Source organism: Streptomyces sp. NPDC097640 (genome assembly GCF_040302705.1).
In the GTDB taxonomy this organism is placed as follows: domain Bacteria; phylum Actinomycetota; class Actinomycetes; order Streptomycetales; family Streptomycetaceae; genus Streptomyces.
Window position 1 is genome coordinate 20,117 of the sequence record NZ_JBEOSB010000036.1, and the last position, 12,606, is coordinate 32,722.

General features: G+C 71.8%; 10 protein-coding genes. 9 read left to right on the forward strand and 1 reads right to left on the reverse strand.

Annotated features, from left to right (window positions below; all coding sequences use genetic code 11):
- The first annotated feature begins 39 nt into the window (after positions 1-39).
- The 4 genes from fabD to ABTY62_RS40165 all read left to right on the forward strand — a co-directional run bounded on the left by fabD (position 40) and on the right by ABTY62_RS40165 (position 6,224).
- On the forward strand, positions 40-3,168 hold the full coding sequence (gene fabD / locus ABTY62_RS40150; protein ID WP_502997616.1) for an ACP S-malonyltransferase: 3,129 nt from the start codon (positions 40-42) through the stop codon (positions 3,166-3,168).
- Complete coding sequence (locus tag ABTY62_RS40155; protein ID WP_352134322.1) at positions 3,165-4,388, forward strand: cytochrome P450; 1,224 nt, start codon at positions 3,165-3,167, stop codon at positions 4,386-4,388. The genes fabD and ABTY62_RS40155 overlap by 4 nt, the downstream gene beginning before the upstream one ends.
- A gap of 83 nt (positions 4,389-4,471) precedes the next feature.
- Entirely contained in the window at positions 4,472-5,668 is a 1,197-nt protein-coding gene (locus tag ABTY62_RS40160) for a cytochrome P450 (protein ID WP_352134323.1), read from the forward strand.
- Between the two features lie 229 nt (positions 5,669-5,897).
- Entirely contained in the window at positions 5,898-6,224 is a 327-nt protein-coding gene (locus ABTY62_RS40165) for a response regulator transcription factor (RefSeq protein ID WP_352134324.1), read from the forward strand.
- Here the strand turns inward: ABTY62_RS40165 and ABTY62_RS40170 are convergent.
- A complete protein-coding gene (locus tag ABTY62_RS40170; protein WP_352134325.1) occupies positions 6,214-7,590 on the reverse strand; it encodes an FAD-binding oxidoreductase in 1,377 nt (458 codons plus the stop codon). The two genes, ABTY62_RS40165 and ABTY62_RS40170, sit on opposite strands and share 11 nt — an antisense overlap.
- A gap of 160 nt (positions 7,591-7,750) precedes the next feature.
- Between ABTY62_RS40170 and ABTY62_RS40175 the strand changes: the two genes are divergently transcribed.
- From ABTY62_RS40175 to ABTY62_RS40195, 5 genes are read left to right on the forward strand one after another with little or no spacing between them, the layout of a single operon-like run.
- The gene (locus ABTY62_RS40175; protein WP_352134326.1) at positions 7,751-8,770 is read left to right on the forward strand and encodes a beta-ketoacyl-ACP synthase III; all 1,020 of its coding nucleotides are present in this window, start codon (positions 7,751-7,753) and stop codon (positions 8,768-8,770) included.
- Between the two features lie 43 nt (positions 8,771-8,813).
- On the forward strand, positions 8,814-9,056 hold the full coding sequence (locus ABTY62_RS40180; RefSeq protein WP_311728033.1) for an acyl carrier protein: 243 nt from the start codon (positions 8,814-8,816) through the stop codon (positions 9,054-9,056).
- A complete protein-coding gene (locus ABTY62_RS40185) occupies positions 9,053-10,276 on the forward strand; it encodes a beta-ketoacyl-[acyl-carrier-protein] synthase family protein (RefSeq protein WP_352134327.1) in 1,224 nt (407 codons plus the stop codon). The genes ABTY62_RS40180 and ABTY62_RS40185 overlap by 4 nt, the downstream gene beginning before the upstream one ends.
- Before the next feature lie 60 nt (positions 10,277-10,336).
- Positions 10,337-12,178: an acyl-CoA dehydrogenase family protein gene (locus ABTY62_RS40190; RefSeq protein ID WP_352134328.1), complete on the forward strand. Its 1,842-nt coding sequence runs from the start codon at positions 10,337-10,339 to the stop codon at positions 12,176-12,178.
- 5 nt (positions 12,179-12,183) lie between these two features.
- The gene (locus tag ABTY62_RS40195) at positions 12,184-12,606 is read left to right on the forward strand and encodes an acyl-CoA thioesterase (RefSeq protein ID WP_352134329.1); all 423 of its coding nucleotides are present in this window, start codon (positions 12,184-12,186) and stop codon (positions 12,604-12,606) included.

Here is a 12,606-nt window from a genome sequence, read left to right on the forward strand (position 1 = left end):
CGGGATTCGGATGAGGCCGGACCCCTGCCCGTCGTGTTCATGTTCTCCGGACAGGGCTCGCAGTACTACGGGATGGGAAAGGAGCTCTTCGACGGCAACGAGGCGTTCCGCACCGAACTGCTCCGCTACGACGCGGTGGTCTCCGAGGAGCTCGGCGAGTCGGTCCTGGTTCGGATCTTCGACCCCGGCCAGCCCCGCAACCATCCCCTGATCGACACCCGGATCACCCACCCGGGAATCGTCATGATCGAGCTCGCGCTGGCCAGCACCCTGCGGGCGGAGGGCATCGAACCGGACTACGTTCTCGGCTCCAGCCTCGGCGAGTACGCGGCGGCCGTCGTGGCGGGCAGTCTCGACCCGTTCGACTGTCTGCGGCTGCTGGTCCGGCAGGCGGATCTGCTGCGCTCGGCTCCCCGCGGGGGCATGCTCGCCGTGCTCGCCGGGCCGGAGGTGCTGGACCGGGTGGACGAACTGCGCGCCTGCGAGGTCGCCGCCCGGAACTACCCGGGGAACTTCGTGGTCGCCGGCTCGGAGGATGCCCTGGCCCGGGCCGAGGCGGGGCTGCGCGCGGCCGATGTGGTGCACCTGCGCCTGCCGGTCGAATACGGCTTCCACTCACGGCTGATGGACCAGGCCCTCGACGACTGCCGGCGCAGCTTCGCGGGAGTGGCGTTGGCGCCGCCGCGCATCCCCTGGGTGTCCTGCCGGAACGGCGAGCTGGTGGCGCGGCCGACCGAGGAGCACTTCTGGCACGTCGCCCGTGACCCGATCGAATTCGAGCGCGCCATGGCCCGGCTGGCCGGCCTGGGCGACCTCCTCTACCTCGACCTCGGCCCCTCGGGCACCCTGCACAACTTCGTACGCACCATCCTCCCGGCCGGCCCCCGTGCCCGGACGATGCCGCTGCTCAGCCCGTTCGCCAAGGACACCGACCTGCTCGACGAGGTCCGGGAACGCGTTCCTCCCAGGACACCCCTCGTGACACCAGGAAAGGCGGATATGAAGGTCTACGGCTTTCCGGGACAGGGGTCGCAGCGGCGGGGGATGGGCCGCGGGCTGTTCGAGCGGTTCCCCGAGCAGACGGCGGCGGCGGACCGCGTCCTCGGCTACTCGATCGAGGAACTCTGCCTGACCGATCCGCAGCGCCGCCTCGGCCGCACCGAGTTCACCCAGCCCGCGCTGTACGTGGTCGGCGCGCTGGCCTATCTCGACCGTCTCGCCCAGGACCCGGCACCGCCGGATCACCTGGTCGGGCACAGCCTCGGCGAGTACGTGGCGCTGTTCGCGGCCGGGGTCTTCGACTTCGAGACCGGGCTGAGGCTGGTGCGGCGGCGCGGCGAGCTGATGGCCGCTGCCGGCGGCGGCACGATGGCCGCGGTGATCGGGACCGACGAGGAGACCGTCACCCGCACCCTCGCCGACCCCGGCCTCGACGGCCTGGACCTGGCCAATCACAACGCCATGGACCAGTTCGTGATCTCCGGCCCGCGCGAACGGATCGACGCGGCCTGCGCCGCCTTCGAGGCCGCCGGCGCCCGGACGGTCCGGCTCAACGTGAGCGCGCCCCTGCACTCCCGCTACATGCGCCCGGCGGCCGAGGAGTTCGGCCGTTTCCTCGACGGCTTCACCCTTCGCCCGCCGACCGTTCCGGTGCTCGCCAACGTCGACGCCCTGCCGTACACGGCGGACACGGTCAAGGAACGTCTGGCCGCCCAGATCGCCTCACCGGTGCGCTGGACCGAGACCGTGCGCCGGCTGATGGCCCACGGTGACTTCGACTTCACCGAGCTGGGGCCCGGCCAGGTGCTCACCAAGCTGGTCACCCGTATCAGGGCGGCCGCCGAACCGCTCCCGCCCGCCCAGACGGCCCCCGGGCCGGTGACCGGCCGCCACGGTCCCGCGGCCGACTCGCTCGGCGCCCGTACCTTCCGCGCCCGGTACGGGCTGCGCCGCGCCTATCTGATCGGTTCGATGTACGGAGGGGTGTCCGGCAGGGAGATGCTGCGCTCGGCGGCCAAGGCAGGCCTGCTCGGCTTCCTGGGAACCGGCGGGCTCTCCCTCGACGAGGTGGAGCGGCAGCTGCGCGGCCTGACCGACGACCTGGGACCCGGCGGCGCCTTCGGGGCCAACCTGCTCCACCGGCAGGAGGCGCCGGAACAGGAGGCCGCGCTGGTCGACCTGCTGCTGCGCCACGGGGTCGATCTGGTCGAGGCGTCCGGCTTCCCCCTGATCACCCGGGAACTGGTCCGCTTCCGCCTCAAGGGCGGCCGGATCCTCGCGAAGGTCTCCAGGACCGACATCGCCCGGGAATTCCTCGCACCGCCGCCCGAGCCGCTGGTCGCACGGCTGCTCGCGGCAGGAGAGGTGACACGGGAGGAGGCGGCCGCCGCCGCGGGGCGGCCCATGGCGGACGACCTGTGCGTCGAGGCGGACGGAGGCTGGCTGAGCACCACGGCCGATCTGCTCACGCTCCTGCCGACGGTGCTCCGGCTGCGGGACGAGGCGGCCCTGCCCGGCCATCGGGTGCACATCGGATGCGCCGGCGGGATGGGCACCCCGGAGGCCGTGGCGGCGGCCTTCTGGATGGGCGCCGACTACGTGCTGACCGGCTCGGTCAACCAGTGCTCGGTGGAGGCCGCCACCAGCCCCGAGGTGAAGGAGATCCTTCAGGAGGTCCGCGAGCACGACGTGGACACCGCCCCCTGGGGCGAACTGTTCGAACTCGGGGTGCCGGCGCGCTATCTCAAACGCGGGCTGTTCTTTCCGGCCCGGGCGTCCCGGCTCCACGAGCTGTGGCGCCGGCACGCCTCACTCGCCGAACTCGACGACGGCACCCGGACCCAGGTGCTCGACCGCTACCTGGGCGGAGAGCCCGTGCCGTCCGCGGAGCCGGGCGCGGACCCGACGGCCGAGCTGGCCGCCCTGTTCCGGAAGTACTTCGACCGTGGCCACCGCCTCGCGGTGACGGGCGACCGGCGATTCCGGGTCGACTACCTCGTCCACTGCGGCCCGGCGATGGGCGCGTTCAACCAGGTGGTCGCCGGAACCGCGCTGCATCCCTGGGGGGCCCGCACGGTCGAGTCCATCGCCGACACCCTGATGGAGGGAGCAGCAGCCCGACTCACCGCCCAACCGCCAGGCATGCAAACGAACAGGAGTTCACTGTGAGTACCCCGCCGCAGGGCGAGCCCGTCATCTTCAACCCGTTCACGCCGGATTTCATGGACGATCCCTACCCGCACTACGCCCAGGTGCGCCGGCATGTGCCGGTCCACGAACATCCGGGCGGCTTCTGGATGCTCTCCCGCTACGAGGACGTGGACGCCCTGCTGCGCTCCGGGCTCTCCGTCGAGCAACGCCACGTCGCCCCCGGGCCGTTCCGCGACGCGTACGCGAAGGCGGGCGTCACGGACGAGCCGCGCCTGAAGGGGCTGGCCCTGCTGGACCGGGACCCCTCGGACCACACCCGGCTGCGGAAGCTGGTCTCCAAGGCGTTCACCGCGCGGGCCATCAACGCCATGGAGCCGCAGATCCGCTCGCTCGTCGACGACGCGCTCGACGCCATCGCCGAAGCCGGCAGCGTCGACCTGGTCGAGGCACTGGCGTTCCCGCTGCCGTTCACCGTGGTCTCGCGGATGCTCGGCATGCCGCCGACCGACAACGAACGGCTGCGCATGCTCTCCCACACCCTGATGCGCTCCGTCGAACCCACCACCGACCCCGTGGTGATGAGGGCCGTCGAGGCGGCCGACGCGGAGCTGTTCGACCTGGTCGGCGAGGCCGTCTCCTGGAAGCGGGACCACCCCGCCGACGACCTGCTCACCGCACTGATCACCGCCGAGGACAACGGGGACGCGCTCACCCACGACGAGCTGGTCGCCCAGGTCGCCATGTTGTACGTCGCGGGTCACGAGACGACCGTGAACCTGCTCTCCGGCGGAACCCTCGCGCTGCTGCGCAACCCGGACCAGCTGAAGCTCCTGCGCGACACGCCGGACCTCATCGAGAACGCCGTCGAGGAGCTGCTGCGCTACGACGCTCCTGTGCACAACAGCAGGCGGGTGACGCTGGAGAGCTACCACGTCGGCGGTTACGAGATCCCGCCCGGGGCGTTCATCCTCGCCAACCTGGCCGGAGCCAACCGCGACGAGACGTTCTGGGGTCCCGACGCGGAGGAGCTCCGGCTGGACCGGGAGAACGCGCGCCGTCATCTGTCCTTCGGCGCCGGCATCCACCACTGCCTCGGCGCGGCGCTGGCCCGCATCGAAGGCAGGGTGGCCATCGGCGAGCTGGTGCGGCGGTTCCCCGCGCTGAGCCTGGACGGCGACGTCGAGTGGAACGGTCTGCTCAGCCTGCGGGGCGCGGCCCGGATGCCGGTCCGGGTGTGAGCCCTGGGAACACCGGCCCGGCACTCCCGTACGACCTCCACCTCCATGAACAGCGAGAGCGACCAAGAACGGATCCATTGCCCATGACCAGTGTTGACCGCGACACCGTGCGCGCCGTCAGTGACCTCCCGGTGGCCGAGCGGCGGGACGACGCCTGGCGGATGCTGATGGCCGGCCCGGAGCCGGCGCGCATGGCCGACGGCCTGGCGGTGACCAGCCTCGCCGCCGTCAAGGCGGTGCTCAGAGAACCGAACCGGTTCTCCGCCAAGAAGGCGTTCGACGCCGTGGAGACCGGCTACCCCCTCATCCCCCTGGCCTTCGATCCCCCCGAGCAGACCCGCTACCGGCGGATCCTGCAACCCTTCTTCGGCCCGCGCCGGATCCGGGCCCTGGAGGAGTCGCTGCGCGCCCAGGCCATCGATCTCGTCGAGGCCGTGCAGGCCCGTGGCGGCTGCGACTTCGTCGCGGACATCGCCGTCCCCTTCCCGGCGCAGGCGCTGCTGAGCCTGCTGGGACTGCCGCTGGAGGACCGCGACCGCTTCATCGAGTCGAAGAACGCAGCCCTCGAACTCACCGCCGACGCCGCCGGCGAGCTGACCCTCACCGACGAGGAGCGCGCCGCCAGAGTGGCACAGACCATGGCCCTGGGCGGCTATCTGACGACGCTGATAGAGACCCGTCGCACCCGGCCAGGTGACGATGTCCTCAGCGAGATCCTGTCCATCGACGGCGACGACCGCCTCTCCGACACGGAAGCCATGGGTGTGTGCCTCATGCTCGTGCTCGCCGGTCTGGAGACCGTCACCGACGCGCTGAGCCTCGCGATGGAGCGACTGGCCACCCATCCCGAGCGGCGCCGGGAGCTGGCGGACGATCCCTCTCTCGTGCCGGCCGCCGTGGAGGAACTGCTGCGGCTCGACCCACCGGCTCCGTTCCTGCCCCGGGTCACCACCGAGGACGTCGAGATCGCGGGCTGCCCCGTCCCCGCCGGGACCCTGGTCAACACCCATCTGACCACGGCCAACCGGGACGAGACCTGCTGGCCGCGCCCCCATGACATCGACTTCCACCGCCCGGACAACCCGCACACCAGCTTCGGCGTCGGCGTGCACCGCTGCCTGGGCACACACCTGGCGCGTCTGGAGATGCAGCTCCTCTTCGAGGAGTGGCACCGCCGGATCCCGGAGTACGCCATCGCCGAGGGCACCTCGCACCGGGCCAGGCTGGTACGCGCGAACATCGGGATGGAGTCGCTTCGGCTGACGATCCCGACGGCGTGACCGCAGCGGCGGAAAGGCCGCTCCCGAGTGCCGGGAGCGGCCTTTCGCCATTCGCCAGTCGGAATGGGGAAAGAATCTCAAAAATTTCGGCGCGCACTACTGTTTCGACATCACGAGGACACACGCACACCATGGACATCTCTTCCCCGGGGCGCGATTAGATTGACATAAGCCGTCCAGCCTTTGCTTTATCCGGGGCCAGGGCTGTCGGCGTTCTGTGGAGGGGATCATGATGTCCTTGACCGGAATTCATGGTGAGAGCTGGGATGCCGTCCTGGCCGCTATTACGCTGCTTTCCCAGCGTGAGCTGGAGGTGTTCGGCCTGCTGGGGGAGGGTGCCTCCAACCGCACCATTTCCAGCGTGCTCGCGATCAGCGAGCGCACCGCAAAAGCCCACGTGGCGCAGATCCTGGCCAAACTCGACGTGGAATCCAGACTCCAGGCCGGCATCGTCGCCTTCGCCTGGGAAGTGGTCACGCACAACGGCGATGCGCGAGCGCTCCCCTCCTGGAGATCCGTCCCGCGATGCGGGCCGGCGGCCGTCGTCAGACCGTGAAGACCTTTCCCGGGTTGAGGATCCCCGCCGGATCCCACACGCGCTTGATGCCGCGGTGCAGTTCCAGCACGGCAGGGCTGAGCTCCCTGGCCAGGCCGCGCATCTTCAGCAGGCCCACCCCGTGCTCGCCGGTGACCGTGCCGCCCAGCGCTATCGCCTCGTCGACCACCTCCTCGAAGACCTCCCGGCCCCGGGCCAGTTCCCGCTCGTCGCCGCGCGGCACGACCAGCATCGGGTGCAGATTGCCGTCCCCGGCGTGGGCGATGCTCGCGATGCGTACGCCGTGCCGCTCGGCGGTGTGCTCCAGACGCGCGAACATCTCGGGGACGAGGGTGCGCGGCACGCAGATGTCCTCGCTGAGCACCATGCCCAGACGTTCCAGCGCGGGGTAGACCAGGCGGCGCGCGGCGAACAGGGCGTCCGCCTCTGCCGGGTCGCCGGAGCGGGCGCTCCAGGCGGCGCCGGCGGCCTCGAAGCAGGCCAGCACCGTGTCGGCCTCCTGGGCACCGGCGGCCCCGGGCGCGTCGCAGCGGGCCAGCAGCAGCACGTTGCCGCCGTCGGTGAGACCCATGTTCTTCCACTCGTCGACGGCGCGCAGGCAGTAGCGATCGACGAGTTCGAGGGCGCTGGGGACGACGCCGGAGGCCACCACGTGGGCGACGGCCCGACCGGCGCTCGGCAGATCGTCGAAGTAGCCGACGACGGTCTGCTCCTGGGCGCGCTCGCCGCGCAGCCGCAGGGTGACCTCGGTGACCAGGCCCAGGGTGCCCTCGGAACCCACCAGCAGGCCGGCCAGTTCGAAACCGGCCGAGCTCTTGGCGGTCCGCCGGCCCAGCCGGACCACCTGGCCGCGGCCGGTGACCACCTCGAGGCCGAGCACGTAGTCGCGGGTCACGCCGTACTTCACGCAGCACAGGCCGCCCGCGTTGGTGGCGACGTTCCCGCCGATGGTGGACCAGGGCGCGCTGGCCGGGTCGGGCGGGTACCAGAGGCCCTTGGCGGCACACGCGGCCCGCAGGTCGTCGTTCACGGCGCCGGGCTGCACCACGGCCAGACGCTCGTCCGGGTCGATGCGCAGGATGCGGTCCATCGCGGCGAAGGAGACGACCACACAGCCGTCGACGGCGTTGGCGCCGCCGGACAGGCCGGTGCCGGCACCGCGGGCCACCACGGGCACGCCTCGTTCGGCGCAGTACGCCACGACCGCCGCGACCTCGGCGGAGTCACGTGGCCGCACCACGGCCGCCGGGAGGGCGTAGGGCGCGCCGGCGGCCTCGTCGTGGGCGAAGGACGCCAGCCGGGCCGGGTCGGTGATCACCTGTCCGGCCGGGAGGAGCCCTGCGAGTTCAGAAGGTGTCGAGGTCATCTTCGCGAGGTTCGCACCGGGCGGGGAGAGCGGGCAATTGGCCCTTGGTACACGCCCCGCCGGGTGTACCAAGGGCCAATTGCCCGGCCGTCCGGCCATCGGAAAACCTGACTCAACGCCGGCTTCAGGGCGTGGACGCGGCCATCAGGAGGGCGAGTCAATGACGGCGGTACTCACGGGAATCGGAGGCTTCCTCCCGCCCCGGGCAGTCACCAACGACGACCTTTCGCGCACGCTGGACACCACGGACGACTGGATCCGCACCAGGACCGGGATCCGGGAGCGCCGGGTCGTCTCCGACGGCCTGTCGACGGGGAGCATGGCCGTGGCGGCCGGCGCCCGGGCCATGCGGTCCGCGGGGGTGACCCGGGTGGACGCGGTGGTCGTGGCGACCACCTCGCCCGAGCGGCTCTGCCCGGCGGTGGCGCCCGAGGTCGCGTTCCGGCTGGGCCTCGGCACCGTGGCCGCCTTCGATCTGACCTCGGCGTGCAGTGGGTTCCTGTACGGGCTCGCCACCGTGTCCGGCCTGATCGGCTCCGGCACCGCCGACACCGTGCTGTTCATCGGGTCGGAGGCGTTCACCACGCTGGTGAACCAGGAGGACCGGGCCACGGCACCGATCTTCGGAGATGGCGCGGGCGCGGTGGTGCTGCGCCGCGGCGAGCCGGACGAGCCCGGAGCGCTGGGCCCGTTCGACCTCGGCAGCGACGGCGCGCTGGCCGATCTGCTCGCCATCCCGGCCGGCGGTTCGCGGCAGCGTTCCGCCGACGGCGGGCCCGGGCACGGCACGGTGCCGACGGCGGACTGGTACCTGCGGATGGACGGCCGCCCGCTGTACGCCCAGGCCGTCGAGCGGATGACGCAGTCGGCGCAGACGGTCCTCAAGCGCGCCGACTGGTCGGTGGCGGACGTCGACTGGTTCGTCGGCCACCAGGCCAACATCCGCATCGTGCGGGCGGTCGCGGAGGAACTGGAGCTTCCCGGGGAGCGGGTCGCGGTCAACATCGACCGGGTGGGCAACACCCTGGCGGCGTCGGTGCCCCTGCTGCTCAACGACTACGCCGCCCGCGGTGACCTGGAGGCGGGCCAGCGGGTGCTGCTGTCCGCTTTCGGGGCCGGCCTGTCCTGGGGCTCGACCACCCTGCACTGGCCGGACATCCAGGCCCAGCCCGTCGACTGATCCTCAGATCTTCGTCCCTTCATCCGATCCAGGAGGAAACACCATGAGCTCCACCCACGACTCCGTCGTCGAGGTCTTCGTCACCCGCTTCGGTCTCGACCCGGAGGAAGTGGTGCCCGAGGCCACCTTCGACGACCTCGGCCTCGACTCACTGTCACAGATCGAGCTGGCCACCGCCCTGAAGAAGCGCCTGGGCATCGTGATCAGCGACGAGGAGCTGTCCGAGATCTCCGTCGTCGCGGACATCGTCGCCATGGTGGAGCAGAAGGGCGCCGCCGTCCGATGACCGGTTTCGCCGCCGCGATCACCGGGATCGGGCTGGTCACGCCCGCCGGTATCGGGATCAAGGAGAACTGGGACCGCGTGGTCGAGGGCCGGCCGGCGGCGGCGCACCACGCCGACCTGGACGGCCTGCCCGTGACCATGGCCTGCAAGGTGCCCGGCTTCGACCCGGACGGCCTCGGGCTGCGCGGCGCCTGGCAGTGGGACCGCTACGCCCAGTTCGCCATCGTCGCCGCGCGCGAGGCCCTGGAACAGGCCGGGCTCAGCCCCGGGGCGTGGGCGGACAGCGCGCGGGTGGCCGTGATCCTCGGCTCGGGCGCCGGCGGTACCGCGACCCTGGAGGAGCAGCACCGGGTGATGATCGAGGAGGGGCCGTCGGAGGTGTCCCCGTTGACCCTGCCGATGGGGCTGCTCAACATGGCGGCGGGCCAAGTGGCGATCGACATCGGCGCCAACGGGCCCTGCATGGCCCCGTGCACGGCGTGCGCCGCCGGGGCGAGCGCGATCGGGCTGGGCCGGGAGCTGATCCGGTCGGGGGCGGCCGACATCGTCGTGGCCGGCGGCGCCGAGGCGCCGATCACCCCGCTGTACATGTCCTCGTTCGCCCGGATGCGGGCCCTGTCGCGGCGGCTGGATTCCCCGCGGACCGCGTCCCGCCCGTTCGACGCGGCCCGCGACGGGTTCGTGCTCGGCGAGGGAGCCGGGGTCGTCGTCCTGGAGTCCGAGGAGCACGCACGCGCCCGGGGAGCGCGGCCGGTGGCCCGGGTGATCGGGTACGGCGCCTCCGCGGACGCACACCATGTCACCTCCCCTCACCCCGAGGGCAGGGGCGCCGAGCTGGCGGTCCGTGCGGCCCTCGAGGACGCCGGGCTGACCGGCCGGGACATCGGGTACGTCAACGCCCACGGCACCTCCACCCCGCTCAACGACGTCGTCGAGGCCGGGGTGATCCGCCGCGTCGCCGGGACGGACGTCCAGGTCAGCTCCACCAAGGGGGTCACCGGACATCCGCTGGGCGCGGCCGGGGCCATCGAGGCCGCGTTCGCAGCGCTCACCGTGCACCACGGTGTGCTCCCGCCGACGGCGAGCACCACCGAGGTCGACCCCAGGGTGGAGGTGGACGTCGTGCACGGCGCGGCGCGCCGCGGCCGCGTGGACGTGGCGCTGAGCAACTCCTTCGGCTTCGGCGGCCAGAACGCCGCCCTGCTGCTCGCGTCCGCCTGACGGCGGCGGCCCACCCTTCTGCCGGTCTTCACGATCCGAACCGCGGGAAAGGACCCACAGATGACCCCGTCGGCCTCCGCCGACCTGTCCCGGCTGCTCTTCGACGGCAGGTACGAGCAGACGCACCAGGACCTCCATGAGCTGTTGCTCGACCCCTTGTTCGACCCCCGTGAGGGGCTGACCATGGACGAGGCCGGGAAGCTGGCCTACGAGCGGTCGCGGGCCGTGCACGCCGGGCTGGAGCGCCCGCGGGAGATCCTGGCGGACCCGTGGCGGCTGTTCGCGCTGGCCGAGTGGCCGTCACTGGTGGACGTCTCCACGTTCTCGCTGCTGATGGTGCACTACAACCTCGCCTTCGGCACCGTCGTAGAGCACGGCGCGCGGGACGACCTGAAGGACCTGTTCGACGAACTGGACCGGCTGGACTCGTTCAGCCCGTACATGGCCACCGAGCTGGGCTACGGCAACAACGTGGCCGCGCTGCGCACCGAGGCTGTGTACGACGCCGGGAGCGAGACGTTCGTGCTGAACACCCCCGACGCGCTCGCGCAGAAGTACATGTCGTACAGCGGGTTCCAGGACATCCCGAAGCTGGCCGTGGTGATGGCCCGGCTGAAGGCGGACGGCAAGGACCACGGCGTGTTCCCGTTCCTGGTCCGGATCAGCGACCGCGACGGGCTGTGCGAGGGCGTGCACGCGGCGCCGTGCCCGGAGAAACCGGTGCAGGGCCTGGACAACGGCCTCACATGGTTCGACCATGTGCGGGTCCCGCGCCGCAACCTGCTCCACGGCGACATGGGCGGCTTCGACGCGAACGGCACCTTCCGCCCGGCCTCCGGCAACCGGCGCAGGCGGTTCCTGCGCGCGATGAGCCGGATCCTGCCCGGGCGGCTGTGCGTCTCCAGCGCGGCGACAGGCGCGGGCCGGGCCGGTGTGTACATCGCCCTGCGGTACGCGGCGCGGCGGCTCACCAACGCGCCCGGCCGCAACGACCTTCCGGTCATCGAGTACCGCAGCCACCAGCTCGCGCTGTTCACCGCGCTGGCCAGGACATACGCGATGACCCTGCTGCTCAACCACGCCAAGCGGGAGTTCACAGGGGCGCCGCGGGACGCCGCGCCGGCCGGGCTCAACCATCTGGTGTCGATCACCAAGGCGCTGACCACCTGGGAGATGACCGAGGTGATCGCCACCTGCCGGGAGCGCTGCGGGGCCCAGGGCATCTTCAGCGTCAACCGGATCGCGGACTACGGGTCGCTGCTCCAGGGACTGGTCACCGCGGAGGGCGACAACCAGGTCCTGCTGGCCACCACAGCGGGGCAGATCATCGCGCAGAGCAGCGACGTCGAGGAGCCGGGCGCGGCCCCCGACCCGCGGGGCCGGAGCCTGCGCGACCCGGCGTTCCTGGTGGCCGTTCTGCGCCACCGGGAACAGGAACTGCTCCGGGCGGCCCGGGCGGCCATGGCGGACGACTCCCAGGACCGGACGTACTTCGAGGCGTGGAACGGCACCATCAACACCGGCCTGGAGATGGCCCGGGCGCGCGGGGTGCGCACGGCGCTGGAGTGCCTCGCCGCCGCGGTGGACGCGGCGCGGGACGAGACGGCGAGGGCGGCGCTCGCCTTGCTGGCCGCGCTGTACGGGCTGACCGAGGTGCGACGGGACGCCGGCTGGTTCCTGGCGCGCGGCGCGCTGACGGCCGAGCAGGTGGAGCGGCTGCCACTGGAGGCGGACGCCCTGTGCGCGGAACTCCAGCCGTACGCCGACACGCTGACCGGCGGGTTCAACCTGTCCCCGGAACTGCTGCGGGCGCCGATCGCGGCGGACGACTACGTGGCCGCCTTCCAGCGGCGGACCGGCGCCCTGGGCCCGGCCGCCGCCCGCACCGCCGAGGGAAGCTGAACGGGATGGCGCGGCACAGCTACCACTGCCCGATCCGCTGGTCCGACATGGACATCTACGGGATCGTCAACAACGTCTCCTACCTGCGCTATCTGGAGGAGGCCCGGGTCGACTTCATCTTCCGGATGGCACCGACCGAGGGCGACGCCTTCTTCCGGGACGGCTCGGTGGTCGTGGAGCACCGGATCCGCTACCGGCGGCAGCTGACGCACCGGCACGAGCCGGTCGAGATCGAGATGTGGGTCTCCGACCTCCAATCGGCGACGGTGGCCATCGACTACGCGGTCAAGGACGGCGACACCGTGTACGCCGCCGCCTCGACGGTGATGGCGCCGTTCGACTACCAGGCGGGCCGACCCCGACGGCTGACCGACGACGAAACCCGCTTCTTCGAGAAGTACCTCGACGACCCCCAGGGGGGCGGCTGA

Bases quoted from the DNA above. Each gene is read 5' to 3' on its own strand.
- ABTY62_RS40185 (WP_352134327.1), top strand. From the start codon at position 9,053: ATGACCGGTTTCGCCGCCGCGATCACCGGGATCGGGCTGGTCACGCCC.
- ABTY62_RS40165 (WP_352134324.1), top strand. From the start codon at position 5,898: ATGATGTCCTTGACCGGAATTCATGGTGAGAGCTGGGATGCCGTCCTG.
- ABTY62_RS40175 (WP_352134326.1), top strand. From the start codon at position 7,751: ATGACGGCGGTACTCACGGGAATCGGAGGCTTCCTCCCGCCCCGGGCA.
- fabD (WP_502997616.1), top strand. From the start codon at position 40: ATGTTCTCCGGACAGGGCTCGCAGTACTACGGGATGGGAAAGGAGCTC.
- ABTY62_RS40180 (WP_311728033.1), top strand. From the start codon at position 8,814: ATGAGCTCCACCCACGACTCCGTCGTCGAGGTCTTCGTCACCCGCTTC.
- ABTY62_RS40195 (WP_352134329.1), top strand. From the start codon at position 12,184: ATGGCGCGGCACAGCTACCACTGCCCGATCCGCTGGTCCGACATGGAC.
- ABTY62_RS40190 (WP_352134328.1), top strand. From the start codon at position 10,337: ATGACCCCGTCGGCCTCCGCCGACCTGTCCCGGCTGCTCTTCGACGGC.
- ABTY62_RS40170 (WP_352134325.1), bottom strand. From the start codon at position 7,590: ATGACCTCGACACCTTCTGAACTCGCAGGGCTCCTCCCGGCCGGACAG.
- ABTY62_RS40160 (WP_352134323.1), top strand. From the start codon at position 4,472: ATGACCAGTGTTGACCGCGACACCGTGCGCGCCGTCAGTGACCTCCCG.